11 protein-coding genes, 1 tRNA gene and 1 pseudogene are annotated in these 16,458 nt (G+C 68.5%); 9 read left to right on the top strand and 4 right to left on the bottom strand.

All coding sequences use genetic code 11. The features are described 5' to 3' along the window. Window positions 1–697: 697 nt before the first annotated feature. Window positions 698–771: transfer RNA gene (locus tag ACFWY5_RS49825), tRNA-Pro, on the top strand. After that, a complete protein-coding gene (locus ACFWY5_RS49820; RefSeq protein WP_379639180.1) occupies window positions 726–1,430 on the top strand; it encodes a hypothetical protein in 705 nt (234 codons plus the stop codon). Before ACFWY5_RS49825 ends, ACFWY5_RS49820 begins: the two co-directional genes overlap by 46 nt. On the opposite strand, the gene ACFWY5_RS49815 is transcribed toward ACFWY5_RS49820, so the two are convergent. The 3 genes and pseudogenes from ACFWY5_RS49815 to ACFWY5_RS49805 form a co-directional block, all read right to left on the bottom strand. Next, window positions 1,425–1,604, bottom strand: a complete 180-nt coding sequence (locus ACFWY5_RS49815; RefSeq protein WP_379639179.1) for a hypothetical protein — start codon at window positions 1,602–1,604, stop codon at window positions 1,425–1,427. The genes ACFWY5_RS49820 and ACFWY5_RS49815 overlap by 6 nt on opposite strands. 23 nt (window positions 1,605–1,627) lie before the next feature. Then, window positions 1,628–1,747 (bottom strand): annotated as a pseudogene (locus ACFWY5_RS49810) (hypothetical protein); the annotation flags it as partial. A 12-nt stretch (window positions 1,748–1,759) separates the two neighbouring features. Then, window positions 1,760–2,347, bottom strand: coding sequence for a hypothetical protein (locus ACFWY5_RS49805; RefSeq protein WP_379639178.1), 588 nt, complete (start codon window positions 2,345–2,347; stop codon window positions 1,760–1,762). Window positions 2,348–2,913: 566 nt separating this feature from the next. On the opposite strand from ACFWY5_RS49805, the gene ACFWY5_RS49800 reads away from it, so the two are divergent. From ACFWY5_RS49800 to ACFWY5_RS49770, 7 genes are read left to right on the top strand one after another with little or no spacing between them, the layout of a single operon-like run. Beyond that, window positions 2,914–5,463: a lanthionine synthetase LanC family protein gene (locus ACFWY5_RS49800; protein ID WP_379639176.1), complete on the top strand. Its 2,550-nt coding sequence runs from the start codon at window positions 2,914–2,916 to the stop codon at window positions 5,461–5,463. Further along, entirely contained in the window at window positions 5,460–6,260 is an 801-nt protein-coding gene (locus ACFWY5_RS49795) for a GNAT family N-acetyltransferase (RefSeq protein ID WP_379639175.1), read from the top strand. Before ACFWY5_RS49800 ends, ACFWY5_RS49795 begins: the two co-directional genes overlap by 4 nt. Before the next feature lie 25 nt (window positions 6,261–6,285). Further along, on the top strand, window positions 6,286–8,031 hold the full coding sequence (locus ACFWY5_RS49790) for a hypothetical protein (RefSeq protein WP_379639174.1): 1,746 nt from the start codon (window positions 6,286–6,288) through the stop codon (window positions 8,029–8,031). Continuing rightward, window positions 8,024–9,667, top strand: coding sequence for an alpha/beta hydrolase family protein (locus ACFWY5_RS49785; RefSeq protein WP_379639172.1), 1,644 nt, complete (start codon window positions 8,024–8,026; stop codon window positions 9,665–9,667). Before ACFWY5_RS49790 ends, ACFWY5_RS49785 begins: the two co-directional genes overlap by 8 nt. Beyond that, a complete protein-coding gene (locus ACFWY5_RS49780; RefSeq protein WP_379639171.1) occupies window positions 9,655–10,203 on the top strand; it encodes an NAD(P)H-dependent oxidoreductase in 549 nt (182 codons plus the stop codon). Before ACFWY5_RS49785 ends, ACFWY5_RS49780 begins: the two co-directional genes overlap by 13 nt. Next, window positions 10,196–11,953 carry an ABC transporter ATP-binding protein gene (locus tag ACFWY5_RS49775; protein WP_379639170.1) on the top strand — a complete coding sequence of 586 codons (1,758 nt, stop codon included), beginning with the start codon at window positions 10,196–10,198 and terminating at the stop codon, window positions 11,951–11,953. The genes ACFWY5_RS49780 and ACFWY5_RS49775 overlap by 8 nt, the downstream gene beginning before the upstream one ends. After that, entirely contained in the window at window positions 11,946–13,721 is a 1,776-nt protein-coding gene (locus ACFWY5_RS49770) for an ABC transporter ATP-binding protein (RefSeq protein ID WP_379639169.1), read from the top strand. Before ACFWY5_RS49775 ends, ACFWY5_RS49770 begins: the two co-directional genes overlap by 8 nt. On the opposite strand, the gene ACFWY5_RS49765 is transcribed toward ACFWY5_RS49770, so the two are convergent. Then, on the bottom strand, window positions 13,715–16,420 hold the full coding sequence (locus tag ACFWY5_RS49765) for an AAA family ATPase (RefSeq protein WP_379639167.1): 2,706 nt from the start codon (window positions 16,418–16,420) through the stop codon (window positions 13,715–13,717). The two genes, ACFWY5_RS49770 and ACFWY5_RS49765, sit on opposite strands and share 7 nt — an antisense overlap. Window positions 16,421–16,458 lie beyond the last annotated feature (38 nt).

Genomic DNA, 16,458 nt, shown 5'->3' with positions numbered 1-16,458 from the left:
CGCCGCCATCTGGCACAACTGGAACACCGGCGCACCCGTAAAACGGTCCCTGACCGCCTACGACCACTAACCCGAATTTCACATCAGCGATCTAGCGTCCGCGCCCCTAGCGTCCGTGCCCCTAGCGTCCGCGCCCCCCGCATTTGTGCCCCTCGCATTTGCGCCCCGAGCTTCTTTGACCTCAGCGATGAAGGCCAGCCGCGACGAGTCCGGGCTCCAGGCCGGTTCCGCGGCGCCGGACGGCTGCACGGTGACCCGCCACGACTCCCCACCCGCGACCGGCATCACATGGACTTGAGGCTCGGCCCCCGGCCCCGAACGCAGGAACGCCAGCCACACCCCGTCCGGCGAGTAGACCGGCGCACTGTCCAGCGGCCCATGGGTGAGCCGCCGAGCCCGCTCGGACCCGTCGGTGGGAACGACCCAGAGCCCGCCCCGGTAGGCGTCCGCCTCCAGATCGGGGCGGGTGACCGCGACCACCGCATGGCGCCCGTCAGGCGAGACGGCAGGCGTACCGAGAACCTGAACCAGGGAAATATCCGAAGGTTTCATGACTGACCCCTTACCCTCGACCGCTGCCCGGATGACCTTGTTCCCACCCCTCCGGGCCTCGCCGTTAATGGCGCAGAGAGGTCCGTCACCCGTGATAGTGTTTTCCACGCAAGGCCGCACGGAACGAGCTTCCAGCAGGGCCTGGCGGGACGTAGCGCAGCTTGGTAGCGCACTTGACTGGGGGTCAAGGGGTCGCAGGTTCAAATCCTGTCGTCCCGACTGCGAAGTCGCAGATCGGAGGCCGTATTCGAGAGATTGGGTGCGGCCTCTTCCGCTTCTGGGGACCAGTTTTCGCACCATGGACTGTCACCGGCCCCGTCCTGGCGCACCTTGACCGCTGGTCAAGCTGGGCGGCTTCATCACCACCAACCGCATCTCACCGCCGGGAGCCATCCCGGCGTCCAGCCCGCCGGACGCCATCTCATCTGATCCCGGCACGCCCCGCCACCAACTCGATACCTACGCCTCCCGACGCGGTAAGCACGAAGTCATGGTGCGCGGCGCCTTCGCCAACGTCCGGTCGTGCAACCAACTCGGCTCCCGGCACCGAGGACGGCCTCACCCCCGGCTTCCTGGCCGCCGGCAGGATCACCACCCTCTACGAGGCCGCCCGCGCCCACCAGCGGGCCGCGACCCCGGCCGTGGTGCCCGCTGGCGAGGGCTACGGCGCCGGCTCCTCCCGCGACTGGGCCGCCAAGGGCCCCGCGCTACTCGGCGTCAACGCCTTTCTCGCCAAGTCCTTCGAGCGCATTCACCGCTCCAACCTGGTCGGCATGGGCGTCCTCCCGCTGCGGTTCCTTCCCGGCGAGTACATGAACAGCCTCCAGAAGAGGGTGACGTTGGTTGAGACGGGGTCGGGTCTCCTGCTGGGTCTATGAGTTCGTCAGCGATTCCGGTGGAGCGGATGTGCGGCTTGGCCGGGTCTTCATGCCATCGCCGGGGTAGAAGCCCGGGCGCGGCGGTTGGTTGTAGCCGGCGTTCTGCCAGGCGATGGCCAGCCGGTAGATCGGATCGTGCATCAGCGTGCGGATCGGGAGCTCCGTCGGGGCCATCGTGATCAATGCTGCCAAGATCGTTAAATGGGGCCGAAAGTCGCCCGTAGGTGGGCCAGAACCCGGAACCCAGTGGTCAAGAGTTCCCGCCAGTCGCCGAACAGGTCCGTCTGCAGCGACGGGTTGGCCTTGGTGTCGTTGTTGGAGGAGGCACTTCATCGGCGGCCTCCTCGCCCACCTCCCCACGTCGGGTTATGGTCCACGGTGTCCATCGCCGCCCCGGTCCGTCTGTCGAAGAGGGTCAGGTATTCGGGCCCGAGCAGGATGATCCCGAGCTGTCGCGGTGGTCCGCGAGTGGATCGCCGATCACCTTGCCCTGAGCATCCACGGTTTCCGTCGGCCGTCTTCAGCGCCACTTCGGCCCGGCCGTCGTTGTCCAGGTCGTACACCACGAAGGGCGAATAGTCGGCCACCTCGGTGTAGTGGCCCGGTCCTGATAACGCCGCCTTAGCCTCGGCCGAGGCCGACCGCAGCTTTCTCCCCGATGATGTAGTGATGTTGCCGGTGCGCAGGTAGCGGCGGTTCATCTCCGAGACGAACCCGCGAGCCCCCACCCGCACCGAGATGCCGACGCGGGGATCGCAGCGGTGGCCCTTGGACTCGCCGAAGGCACGGCACGTGCTGGTGGTGTCGAAGAACAGTAGATCCACTTCCAGATTCAACAGGGTGGCGCCCTGGTCGAAGACCTTCTTCTCGATCGCGCCGGTCACCTCGTGTGGCCAGTCCATCGCCGTCCGGTCCACTGGTGGACGGTGAGTATGCGTCCGTCTGGCGCCAGATCAACGGTGGAGATCTCCGAACGCGACAGATCAATCGGGCTTATCTATTCGCGGCTTTCCTTCCTGGCTAACGTCTCACGCATCGTGACAGCTCGGGAGGAGGTGAAAAAAGGATGCCGAATGTTCTGACTGCCGCCGATCTGCTGCAGATGGGATACATCGACGACCCGCTCCTACTGGAAGACGTGTCGCTCTGCTCCGTCTGTACCGACACCTGTCGGTACTCGAAGTGTTCGGTCACGTTGACGGACTCAGAAGATCCGGGCTCCTGAAAATAACGTCGCCCCGATATTCAGAGAGGAGGTGAAAAGAAATGTCGAAGGTTCTCACGGCTGCCGATCTGCTGCGAATGGGGTACGTCGACGACCCGCTCCTGCTTGAGGACGTGTCGCTGTGCTCCGTCTGCACCTCCACCTGTCAGGGCTCCACGTGCTCGGTCACGGTTAAGGATTCTGACGACGGAAGCTAGAAAACGCGTTGCCCCGGGACCGCTCCCGGGGCAATCAAAACTGACCTTGAATGGAGGGGAGATGCCCACGACAGCACGGCTTCTGACATCGGATCCGCTGCGTGAAGGGGCGCGTAGGCTCGCGGCCGACTGGACGGGATCCTATCTGCTGACCGGTTCCGACTGGTGGTGGAACTTCGAGCCGCTCGTCGATCGCCCGTTCCGTCGGCAGGGCTGGAAGGTGCATGTCAGTGCGGTGCCCGCGACGGCCACTAAGACCATGCGCCTGGTCGCCGGTGTCGTCATGCCACGTGGGCTGCGGTGGAAGGTGATCAAAACGATCGGCCGGCTGACCGCGCAGGGCACACCGCCGGCCCCGGTGACCCAGGTGGGCAAGTTCATCACCGTCTACCTCGAGGACGAGAGCTCCGTCGCCGAGGTGGCGGAGGAACTGCACGCCGTCACGGACTTCTACGACGGTCCTGTCGTGCCCAGCGATCACAGGTATCGGCGCGGCAGCAACGTCTACCTGCGTTATGGCGGGTTCTCGACACCGATGACCTATGGGACTCCAGACCAGATCAGGACCGCGATCCTGGTGGACCCGGACGGCGGGCAGAGTGGCGACAGGCGGGCGCCGGGAGAGGTCGCCCCGCCCTGGATGACCGATCTGCCGGTGCCGGCGGAACCGTCGCCGGCGCGTTCCGGCAGCGGTCTGTTCGGCCGCGACATCCACGTGGTCGCGGGTCTTCGGCAGTCGGCGCGCGGCGGCGTTTACCGGGCGATGTGGAATGGCGAACAGGTCATAGTGAAAGAGGCTCGCATCGGCACCTGTGTCGATCTGCTCGGCCGCGACGCGCGCACCCGATTGCTGAACGAGTGGAAGGTCCTGCAGCGGCTGAAAGGCACCGGTCTTGCGCCGGAACCCCTCGATTTCTTTGTCGAAGAGGACAACGCCTACCTGGTTGAGGAATTCATTCCCGGCGACACCCTGCGTAAGGTTGTGGAGAGCAGCAATTATCACGGCGATCCGGACCCAGACGAGTTGCTGTCGATCTGGCGGAAACTACCGGGTCTCGTGGCCGAGGTTGGCGCGCACGGTGTCTCCATGCGCGACCTCAGCCCGAATAACATCCTCGTCGACGGTGAGCGTTGTGTGTTCATCGATCTGGAGCTTTCCATCCTGCCCGAATGGGCCGAGCCGCCATTCGGCGGCTGGACGCCCGGCTACGCACGAGACAACGACGACGGCAGATCCCCCGAGGACGCTCTCGAACTCGCTCTTTCCGGCATCGCCCATTTCATCCTGACCGGCATCGATCCATACCTCGGCGCCTCACAGAGCTACGCGCCGCATGTCGACGGCGTCCTGGCGGAGTACGGACCTCGCGCAGCGGACTTCGAACGGGTGCGCTCCAGGCTCGGGGCCGGTGCGTCCGCCGTTGACCGGGACCGGATCCTGGCCGAAGCGGTGGCCACCGGCGAGGATCTGGTGCGCAGAACCGAGTGGGATCGCGGGCCGTGGCCATGGCAGGAGAAGTGGGCACCCGGCGCGCTGCATCCGGCCTCGTTCGCCAGCGGGACGCTCGGCATCGTCCGCTTCTACCTGGACCTGTGGCACTCGTCGCACGACAGCGTCTGGATCCGCCACGCGGGTGAGTTGCTGGCCTGGACCTATGACAAGGCTCCCTTCGTGCCCGGCCAGACCCCGGTAGGCCTTCACATGGGCGTGGGTTCGATGCCCTGGCTGATGGCGGAGATCGCCACCATCGACGATCAACAGTCGGCGCTGTGGCGAGACCGGGCCATCGAACTGGCCGCCGAGTTCGCCGCGGTGAAGCTGGACTTCAGCGACATCACGCACGGCCTGCCCGGCATCGGGCTGACACAGCTGGCCGTACTGAATCTGACCGGCGACGAAGGCTGCCGGGAGGCAGCCAGGCGGATCGCGCACGAGCTCGTGCGCGACGCGACGGATCAGGACGGGCTTCCGGCCTGGCCACGGGGGGACTACGGCTACTTCGGCTTCGCGCATGGCACCGCCGGTGTCGCGTACTTCCTGCACTCGGCCGGCCTCATGCTGCCGGACGCGGCGGCCGATGAGCTGGCGGCCGTGGCGGGGCGGGCGCTCGCGGCCGCGGCGGAGCCGACGCACGGCGGGCATGGCGTGACCTGGCCGCTCTGGCCCGGATCCACCACCCTGTGGACGCACTGGTGCAACGGCGCTGCCGGGGTCGGCGCCTTCCTGCTGCCGTCGTGGTCGGTCACCGGCGACGAGGCAGTTCTCGATGCCGCCGTGAAGGCCGGCCGTACCATCACCCACGGCAGGTCGTTCGGCACCTGCTGCCGCTGCCACGGCCTGGCCGGCGATGGCGACTACCTGCTGGATCTCGCCGCATACACCGGCGGCGAGGAGTTCCGCGCCGGTGCGGTGCGCATCGGAAGAAAGCTGGACGCCCTGAAGATCATGCAGGGCACGGCCGCCGTTTGGCCGCACGAAGGCGATGGCCTGCCGCGGCCCGGTTTCCTGCGCGGATACACCGGCATCCACTCCTTCATGCTGCGGCTGGCCGGCCTGCTCGATCAGAGCCCGCTGATGCTGCCTCGTTCGATTGAGAGGAAAATCCCATGAGCATCACAGAATCGGTTGAGTTGGTCCCCTACTGGGAAGACGCGTACCGGGCGGTGGTACGCCGCAGCGACAAGACGGTTTTCGCCTGTACGGTCACACCGCAGGAGTCGGCCCCGTGGTTCGTCACCGAGTGCCTGCCGCAACGTCGTGATCATGAGCTGAGCGGGTGGCTGCTGGCCGTCTGCGACCGGCTGACCGCCGTACACGGCGCGATGGCGACCATCGCGGTCCATCCGGCGTTCCTGGAGGCAGAACTCACGGCCGCCGGTGCCGAGCTGTTGCGGCGGATCGTGCCGATGTGGCTGGCGCTCGACGAGGATCTGTTGCTCCTCCACAGCAAGGCGCTGCCCGGTGGATACCGATTCCAGCCGCTGGACCCGGCCGCCGACACCCCGGATACTCTTGCGAACCTGAGCCCCGAGTCCCACCGCGCCGCTGATCGTCAGGTCTGGCACGAGGCTTTGTCGGGCTTCTGCGGCACGCTCATCCCGGAAGCGAGCTTCAAGGTCGTCCATGACTCAGGCCCCTGTGCGGCGATCGCCATCACGGAATACCACGGCAGACCGCTGGTCGGGCACATCGTGACGGAGTCGACTCGGCGCGGCGCAGGCCTTGGCCGGGCGCTCCTGGTCGAGGGCCTGCGAGGGCTTCTGTCAGCGGGGTACACCGACTGCCGGCTGAACGTCGAGGAGGACAACCGGATCGCGCGAAGGCTGTACCGCTCGGTCGGCTTCATCCAGGACAGGCAGACGCTCCGGGTGAGCGTCATCAGAGAACGGCCGGCCGATGCGGCCTAGTCATCGGTCACCCGAGCTGGAAATCGTGACCGGCCCGTCGTCGGAACTGAGATCGCTGGTCAGCGGGCTCAACCGGCGAGCGGACATCAGGTACTACCTGACGGCGGGCACCGGCGAGTTCTGGCGACCGTCCTGGGCTTTCACCACGCCGAAGGGTGACGGGCCAGATCGGTCTGCCGTCGCGAGCATCCTGGACTGTGCCGGGGAACGGGCCGCATTCGCCGACCAGGAGGTCCAGGCGATCGAATCCTGGATCGCCGCACCGGGCAGTGCGCAGAAGCGCCTCGTGCTGGAGACCATCGGCGCGCCGAGCCAGGACGATCTGGCGTTCTGGCAGGCCTGCCGGCTGCGCCTGCGGAGCACCCGCGCCACGATGCTGGTACTGCGGCACGATCCCGGGCCGGCCCAGGGCGGGCAGGCGCAACCGCAGGCCAAGGAGATCCTCCTGGGGCTGCTGCTGTCGGGAGGGTACGCATGGGCGCGCGAGTTCGACCGGTGGGCGGCGCTCCGGCGCTGGGACGCGTCGGTGATCGAGGCGTGCACCTCCACCCGTGACACTACGAGCGGACGGCTGTGCACCTACGCAGGGCTGCGCGAGAAGGCCCAAGCCTGGCACGTGTTCGAGGCATCCGCGCCGGCCACCGTAGAGGAACTGGCCAGAATGGTCGTCGCCACCCAGGCGGACCCGCTGCTCGCGTCGGCGGCGCTGGTCTCCGACGTCTGCCTCGCGCTCGCCGCGCTCAGCCCGCTGGCCTGCGCCGAGGCCGCCGCTCATCCACGTGGCATCGCCAGGTACGGCAGGCAGCTGTTTCACCGTGGCCGGCATGACCGATGGAAGCGGATCGAGAAGGCCACAGCCGCGACGTGCTTCCTGGCCGCCGTCCTGGTCAACCGGAAGCGGATCACACCGGCCACCGCCACGGCGATCCTCAACCTGACCGAGCACCTGGGTGTCGACGCCGACGTCCGATCACTGTTCGCCTACACACTCGGCCAGCGGTTGGCCAAGGACGATCACGAGGATGACTGGACGGCGAGCATCAGGTGCTTCGACTACGTCCACGCCTGCCATCGGGCCCACCCACACGACTACGTCGGTCTGGACGCCACCCGGCACGCGGCCGCCTACAACGGGGCCGCGCTCGCGCACCTCCGGCTGGGTGATCACGCCGGCTCGATCGAGGCGGAGCTCGCGGCTCTCGACGCTCTGGCGGAGCCGGGGGTGCTGGAGACGGGCCTTTACGAACAGCAGGTCCTCGTCCTGGCGAATCTGGGCCGGGTGTACGGCCAGACCGGCCAGACCCAGCAGGCCCTGGACTGTTACCGGCTGAGCTGGCGAATCGCCGCCGAGGACGACTCTCTCGGTGGACTGGCCCACGCCGGCGCCGGTCTGGTGCGGCTGCTGGTCGAGGCGGGCGAGTTCGGCGAGGCGGAGCGCGTCACAGCCGACCTGCTTCGCAGTTACGACAGCGCCGAAGGACCCGGCAGGCACATCGAGCGTGCGGTCGTCGGATCATGCTGGGTGCTCGCCGACCGCAGCCTGTCCGCCGGCGACGTGCGGTCGGCCGCCGAATGGTATGCGGAAGCCGTACACCGAATGACTCCGGGCAGGCCGAAGGTCATCGAGAGCATCATCCAAAACCTCGGCCGCCACGCAGAAGCGGGACCGGTCATGGAGGTCTTGGAGACGGCATTGGCCGAGCACAGGGCAACGGCGGCCGATCTCGAATCGCTGCGGGGGTTGCTGGAGGAGCGTGAGGCTGATGACTGAGATTCACGCCTGGAGTGCCAACCAGGACAGGACGGCGATCGCGGTCCAGGAACCTGACCGGCGGATCGCCTGCTGGTCGCTGAGTGAATCGGGTCAGGTTACCGCGCCGCTCGCGAATGGGCGATCGGTCGGCTGGGAGCTGCTCGGCTGGGCCGGTCCCAGCCTGCTCGCACTCTGGCGACGGCAGGATCAGGGAAGCGAGCTCAAGATCGTGAACGTCGGCGACAGCGCCGTCGAGCCGCTGCGCCACAAGGTTCTGGGCCGTCCGATCCACTGCGGTATCGGGAGCACAGGCGAGCTCGAAGTCCTCGTCGCGATCTCCGATGGCGAGCAGACGATGCTCGGCCTCCACCGCCCGAAGGCAGATTCCTACCTGATGGTGGACGGCGCGGAGGGCTTCAACCGGATCGCCGCCTGGGACGCCTCCCAGGGGTTTCTCGCCGTCAGTCTCGTGACCGGCCTTCGGCTGTATCGCTATGAGGAGGCGGCCTTCGTCGACCTGGGCATCGACTTTCCAGGGAGCGCACGCCCGCTGGACGCGACGGAGCGTCGTGCGGGACTGATCGGCTTGACCGGCCGCGACCAGGCGGGCCGGCCGATTCCCGGGCTGCTCGATCTGACGGTGGGCACCGTGACCTGGTTCCGCGACCACGCCGGCTACTCCTGCGCCGAGATCTCCCCCTCAGGTGAGCGCGTGCTCGCGGTCGGGTGGGCGGATGAGCAGCACGCCTATCGCGTCCTGGACACCTGCGGCCACCTGGCCGCCGAGCCAACCCGTCCGCCCGGCCTCACGACCGGCCTGACGTTCTCGCGGGACGGCCTGCATCTGATCGGCCGGCACGAGTCTCCCGTGCAGCCGCCCGAGTTCGTGACCTGGAACTGGCAGGAAGTTGCGGCGCGTCCGCTATGCCCGACGTGGGAGCATTTCTGGACCAAACAGCGGATCCCCGAGTGGGTGTTCCAGCCGGACGCTCGCACTCACGGCGGCACGGTGCTGTTCCTGCACGGTGGGCCGGGTGGTCAACTCAGGCAGGGCTACGATCCAGTGATCGCCGCGCTGCTCGGCGCGGGTTGGCGCGTCGTCGGCATGAACTATCCGGGCAGCTCAGGGTACGGCGCGGAATTCGAAGCGGTGTCCAGGGGCGACTGGGGCGGCGCCGACGCCGCGGCGATCGAGTACCGGCTGCGTTCTCTGCGCGAGGAGTCCGCAGGACCGGTCTGCTTGTACGGCCAGAGCTACGGCGCCTATCTCGCGCTGCTGGTGGACGGGCGGCTCGCCGACCGGATCGCGGTGTGGGCGCCCGTGACGGATCTGCCCCTGTTGCTGGCATCGGCTGACGGGGTCCAGCGACGTTGGCTGGAACGCCAGCTCGCCGCCATGCGGTTCGACCCGTCGCTGATGCGACGGCGGAGTCCTGTCGACCGCGTGGCGGTGCTCGCCCGCCTGCCGCTGCTCATCGGCCACGGCAGGCTGGACGATCGCTGCCCGGTCGCGCAGTCCAGGCTCCTCGTACGGCGGCTGCCCGAGGTTCGTTACCTGGAAGATCCCGCCGCCGGGCACTCACCGTCGGATTGGCAGTGGTGGACAGAGGCTGTGGTGGCCCATTTCGAGGGCGTGATGTCGTGCGCCGGATAGCGGTGATCCATGCCGGCTGGGGCAGCCGTGACCTGGCGAAGAAGTTGCTCGACGCCGTGCGCGAGACCGACCAGGTGATCTCGTCAGGACGCGTCATCTCCGTGATGGACCTGGTGCCGTCGATGGGGCGGGCACTCGTGGGTGAAGCGTGGGATCCGCCGTTGCACGAGGCACGGCGGACGACCGCCGCCGCTGACGGTTTGATCGCCGTCACGCCGATCGTGCACGGCGCCTACAGCGGGCCCTTCAAGTCGTTCGTCGATCTGATGGGCACGGCGACGCTGGCGGGCAAGCCGGTGCTGATCGCCGCCTGCGGCGGCACGCAGCGGCACTGCCTCGCCCTGGAACATGTCGTGCGGCCGCTGTTCGTCTGCCTGCGCTGCGTTGTGCTTCCGACGGCGGTCTACGCCACGAGCGAGGAGGTCGATTCGACCGGTATCGGCGAGCGGATCGCACGGGCGGCGCACGAACTCGTCGACCAGATGGCGGCACCGTGTGCCGGCGCACGACCGACGGCGGTGGTAGGCGGTGCGTAAGCGTTGGGCACTCTGGACTCTGCTGTGGCGGGCGCTCCGATGGCACCTGCCGATCGTCGGCGTGCTGGCCGTTGCCCAGGGGACGTTGCCGGTGGCAGCGATCCTCGCGTCCGGCCTGCTGATCGACTCGATACCGGCGGCACCGGGCCGAGCGCTCACCGGTCTCGTCCTGCTCGGCGCCGCCTCCCTCGCGAGCGCTGGATTGAGCGCGATGCTCGACTGTTACACGCAGGTGCTCGACGGCAGGTACGCCGAGACCCTTCACCGGACTGTCGCGCAGGCCACGCTGGATACGCCGGGGATCGCGGTGCTCGAGGATCCCGGCGTCGCGGGCGAGCTGGCCGCTCTGGAGGAGTTCGAACGCGTTGATGGCCACCTCGGCACGGTGGGCAACCTCCGCGCGCTCGTCACCCAGAGAATCACCGGCGCCGGTGCGCTTGTCGTTCTGTTCACGTTCGCCTGGTGGGCGCCGCTGGTGATGCTCGTCGGCTGGCGTGCCCTGAGCCACGGCATCGGCCGCTGGTTCGAACACGGGATGGCGCTTGGCTCGACCATCGGTGCCGAGCAGATGGGCCGCGCCAGGTACCTGCGCGGGCTGGCGGTCGAGCCGCACGCGGCCAAAGAGATACGCGTGTTCGGGCTGGGCGGCTGGCTGGTGGAGGCCTACGCCGAGACCTACATGAACGCCCTGCGAGCGATCTGGCGTGGGCGGAAGCTCGGCATGCGTACCATCCTCGCGGCGACGGGCGTGGTGACCGCGTCGCATGCGCTCGTACTGGGGATGCTCGGCTGGCAGGCGGCGGCAGGCATCGTCTCGGTCGCCCAGGTAGTCGTCTTCGTGCAGGCGGTGCTGGGCAGCAGCGCGCAGGGCTACCTGTTCGGCGTGGAGGTCCCGCTGGCCAGGGCCCGCCAGGTCGCCTGGCAGACCCTCCGGCTGGCGCGCAGGACCGCGGCGGCACCGCGTCCGAGGGGTCAACTCCCGCCCGGGCCGCTGGAGGTCCGCCTGACCGGCGTCCGCTTCACCTACCCGGCAGGTGACAAGCCGACCCTGGATGGCCTGGACCTGCGGATACCCGCCGGTCAGTCGCTCGCGATCGTCGGCGAGAACGGCGCGGGCAAGAGCACGCTGATCAAACTGCTGTGCGGACTGTACGAGCCGGACATCGGCCGAGTTCGCGTCGGCGATGAGGAGCCGGTCTCCGCACGACACCGCATCGGGGTGATCTTCCAGAACTTCACTCGATATGAGCTCCCCTTGCGCGCCAACGTGGAGTTCGGAAGCCTCGGCGGCGGCGCCGAGGTGGTGGCCCGTGCATTGTCGGACGCGGGCGCGGACGAACTGGCGCAAGCTCTGCCGAGCCGGGAGGAGACCGTGCTCTCCGCCCGCTATCCGGGTGGCCAGGACCTTTCCGGCGGCCAGTGGCAGAAGGTCGCGCTGGCCAGGGCGCTCGCCGCCGTCCACGGCGGCGCAGGGCTGTTGATCTTGGATGAGCCCACCTCCAGCCTGGACGTACGGGCCGAGACCGAGCTGTTCGAGCGGTTCATGGAGTTCACCGAGGATGTGACCACCATCCTGGTGTCGCACCGGTTGGCGTCGGTACGGCACGCGGATCGGATCGTGGTGGTGGCCGGCGGCCGCGTGGTGGAGGACGGCACGCATGAGGAGTTGATGGCGGCAAACGGCCGGTACGCGGCGATGTTCGCCTTGCAGGCCAGTCGGTTCAACCTGGAGGGAGCGGGCCATGACTGAGTCATTGCCGGCGATCAGGCTGCTGGTGGGAACGGCGTGGCGGGTCGACAGGCGACTGACGCTGGCGGTGGCCGCCGAGCCGGTGGGCAACGCCGTCGGACTCCTCGCCGGGTTGTGGCTGGCGCTGGTGACCACCGGCGTTCTCACGCGCGATACGACACAGATCATCGTCGGAGTCGCCGGGCTGGTCCTCGGCGCGGGCTTGAGCTGGCAGCTTGACCTGTCGAGCAGCCAGTGGCGCATGACGCTGAGCGAGAAGGTGGGGCATGCGTTCGACGTCGAGATCGCGCGGATCACGGCGTCCCTGCCCGGCTTGGAGCATCACGAGCGCGGCGACTACCAGGACAAGCTGGAGCTGCTGCGACGAGGGCAGGGGCAGCTCGGCAGCTCGATGACCACGCTCGCGGTGGCGTTCAAGGCGGTGTGTGGCGGACTGACGGTCTTCCTGCTGCTGGTCGTCGTCCACCCGCTGACGCTGGGTCTGGTCGCGCTGGCGCTGCCGGCGGTCTGGATCGCGCGCCTGCAGCAGCGCTGGCGGGCGGTCGCCGAGGACAGGTCGGCGACCGCCGGCCGGCTCGCGCGGCACCTGCGCGCCAAGGCCCACGATCGCGACGCCGGCATGGAGATCCGCGTCTTCGGACTGGCCGGCGAGATCCAGCGTCGCGCCTCCCGCGCCTGGACCGAGCACCGCCGCGTCCTGGAACTGACCGAGCGCCGAATCGCGTTGACCGGGCTGGGTCAGCAGGTGCTGTACGTGCTCGGCGTCGTCGGCGCCGTGGGGTTCGTGCTGGTCCGTGCGCTGCGCGGAGAGTCGCCGCCCGGCGACGTCGTCCTCGTCATCTACCTCAGCCAGCAGGTGCAGACCGCCGTGAGCTGGCCCATCCAGTCGATGCACGGGCTGGGAAGGACCCTGCGTACGGCCGGCCGTTTTCTCTGGCTGCGCGACCACGCGGCCTTGGCCGTACCGCGGCCTGGTGGTCTGCCGGCACCGGCTCGGCTGCACACCGGCATCGTGTTTGACCGGGTGTCGTTTCGTTACCCCGGTAGCGACAACTGGGTGTTGCGGGACGTTTCGCTGACCATTCCGGCTGGGACCGTCATCGCCATAGTCGGGGATAACGGCACCGGCAAGACCACGCTCGTCAAGCTGCTGACCAGGATGTACGAGCCGACTTCAGGCCGTGTCCTCATCGACGGAGCCGATCTGGCAGAACTCGACGTGGTGGCCTGGCGGGAACGGCTGTCCGCGGCTTTTCAGGACTTCGCCAGGCTGGAGTTCACCGTCCAGCACAGCGTCGGAGCCGGCCGCCTGAGCAGGCTCGACGACCAGGCGGCTGTCCTGGAGGCGCTGGATCGCGCCGGGGGCCGGGATGTGCTGTCGCACCTGTCAGCCGGAACCGCGACGCAACTTGGCGTGCGCTGGGACGGAGCCGACCTGTCGACCGGGCAGTGGCAGAAGCTCGCTCTCGGTAGGACCATGATGCGCACGGAACCGCTTGTGGTGTTCTTCGACGAGCCCACGGCCTCTCTCGACGCATCCACAGAACACGCGCTGTTCGATCGGTACGCGACGGCCGCCCGCGCAGGTGCCGCACGCGGACTGGTCACGATCCTGGTCTCGCACCGTTTCTCCACTGTCGGTTCCGCTGACCTGATCGTGGTCCTCGACGGGCAACGAGTCGCGGAATACGGGACGCACGACGAGCTGATGCGCACCGGCGGGCGCTACGCGGAGCTCTACACCATGCAGGCCCGCTCGTATCAATGAGGCTGTTCCCGGTCGAGCAGGTCGGCGAGTTGGGCACGCCGGGAGATGCCGAGCTTGGCGTATGCCTTGGCCAGATAGTTATTGACGGTGGTGACAGACAGCCCGAGTCGTTGGGCGATGTGACGGCTGCTGTGCTGGGCGGCCAGGACGGCCACCTCGCGTTCTCTCCGGGTGAGCACTGTGGCGAGCGGTTCGTGGGTCAGGAGCGGGGTGGTGACGTCGGGACATCGAGCGCGCAGACGAACGGCCCGCTCTGAGATTACGGGAGCGCGGGCGCGTTGCCCGTTGTGACGGTAGGCGCGGTCTGCGGCGGTCAGCGCTTCGGCGGCCAACAAGTCGTGGCCGAGGGCGGCGAACGCTTCGGCGGCTTCGGTGAGTGGGTCGCCGTGCCCGGTATGGATGCCCGTGGCGGCACTGGCCAGCGCGATGGTCAACGGCGTCGCGAGCTGGTCGGCGAGCTGAAACAGGCGCGAGTGTTCGCCCCGCCCGCCGAGCCGGGTCGTGTCATAGCGTGCGGCGGCTTCGACGGCGGGAAGATCTGTTTCCTTCGCGATGTGGGCGGCCTTACGGCATATGGCCGCAGCGGCGGTGGTGTCTCCTGCCGAGGCCGTGGTCCAGGCCTCCCAGAGGTGAAACCAGGGGGCGAACAGGCGGTGGGCGGGGCCGGGCAGGTTACCGGCGCGGTCCAGCCAGGCGCGGGCCTGTGCGCTGTCGCCGCCGAGCGCGGTGGCGGCGGCCAGCGCGGTGTGGAAGCAGCGGGTGAGGCGGAAGATGTCGTTGCCGTCGAGGGCGGTGATCGCTTCGCGCAGAGATTCGCCTGCTTCGCCTGGGTGGCCTTGGATGAGCTGGGCCACGCCGCGGCAGCCTGCCCAGAAGGCCGCCACCACGGGTTTGTGGGCATCGAGCGCGGTCTGGTAGTTGTGATCGGCGAGCCGGCAGGCGCGTGCGGCTTCGCCGAGGGCCAGTAAGGACAGCCAGCGGCCCAGATCCACCTGGACCGGAGCCCAGGGCAGGTCAGGCTGGGCGGCGTCGGCCAGAGCAACGCCGCGTTGACCGAGTCGTTCCGCCTCATCGGCCAGGCCGAGGAAGCCGGCGGCTGCGGCGCCGGCACCGGCGGCCCAGACAGCCGCCTGCTGGCTGGCCGTGTCCGAGGCAAGGACGCCACAGGCCAGCGCCAGAGCGGAGGCACAGCGAGCGTCGAAGAGCAGCAGCCACGCGCGTGTGCCGACAGCCAGGTCACCGTTCGGCTCAGTGGCGGCCGAGTCGAGGATCTCGTCGGCCTGGACCGCGTCGCCCTCGCCCCAGTACGCGCACATGGCGCGGGTGATCGCCCAGCGAACCGGGTCGCTTCCCCGCGAGGCAGACAGATGCTGGGCACCCTGGAAATTGCCGCGAAAAACCAGGATGTCGGCGAGCAACCCATCGGCCTCGGCGCCGGGCTGCGCGGTGCACACCATGCGGGCCAGCCGCTCGGCCGTCTCCAGATCGCCGCGATCCATGGCCTGCTGTGCGCCGAGCCGTACGATCTCGGGCCGGATCACCTCTTGGGCCCTGGCCTGCAACAGGGCCACACGCAGGGCGTCGTCGTGGCGGCGCATCGGCAGGGTCAGCTTGATCTCGGCGAGCCAGCGGCTGAGCCGCATCGACCGACTGACCGGCATCGCGTCCTGGAGCACCTCTCCGTACAGGGGATGCGCCAGGCGCAGCAGAACTCGGGCGCCGCTGTGCTCGATGACCGCCATCCCGGACGACTCGGCCGTCTCGATCGCGTGCTGTCCCGCCAGCCGTACGACGGTGGTCAGGCTCAGCGGCTCGCCGCACGCGAGCAGGTCCAGCACTAGGCGGGTGTCGGGGTCGGCCGTCGCCAACCGGCCGAGCACGATGTCGCGGATACGGCCGTCCGGCCGGAAACGGCCGGCGAACCGCCAGACTCCGTGTTCTCGCGCGAGTGTCCCACGGCCGCTCGCCTCCCGGAGGAGCTCGCGCAAGAGCATCGGGTTTCCGGATGCGACCCGCCGGATCCGGCGGCGGCTGAACCCCTCCAGTGGACCGGCCAGCACGCGATCGAGCAGCACATCGACCACGTCGTCCGGCAATGGGGCCAGCTCGATCCTGTGCACCAGGCCTTCCTCCCATAAGGCACTGACCGCGTCGCGCACCCGCTCCCGTCTACGGACGCTGATCACCAGGAAGGCCAGCCGCTGGTGAGCGAGATGCAACAGCGCCGCCGCCGAGCCGTCGTCGAGTAGATGGGCGTCATCGATTCCGATCACCACCCTGGCCTGTCCTGCCCACTCCCGCACCTGCGAGGTGATCATCGTCAGCGCCGCCAGCCGATCACCGTGAGAATGCCAGTCCGGCGGCAGCAGCACGGCCGCCGCCCCGAAGGGAATGGAACTCGTGGCATTGGTAGCGGCCGCCCAAACCGTCCGATGGCCATCCGAGGACAGGACAGACAGCGCCTCACGCACCAGACGGGTCCTGCCCACCCCCGCCTCACCGGCGATCACGACCCCAGCGGCCCGCCCGTCGGCGAAAGCCGACGTGATCTCCTGCAGTTCAGCCTCGCGCCCTACCAACGGCCACACCCGCATCGACGCCCCTCTCATCGCCCTCCGATTCTTCGAATCCGGGGCCTCGTTTGGATGTGTGACACCTTCCGCCTTTGCGGTTACGGCAACGGGGGCGAGTTCGAACATCTTGGCGATGATGGGCACCCTTCTGGCCCGCCCGTCCA

Origin of the sequence: Nonomuraea sp. NPDC059007, from assembly GCF_042740555.1 — a bacterium.
GTDB lineage: Bacteria > Actinomycetota > Actinomycetes > Streptosporangiales > Streptosporangiaceae > Nonomuraea.
This window is presented reverse-complemented; position numbering and strand designations above follow the sequence as displayed.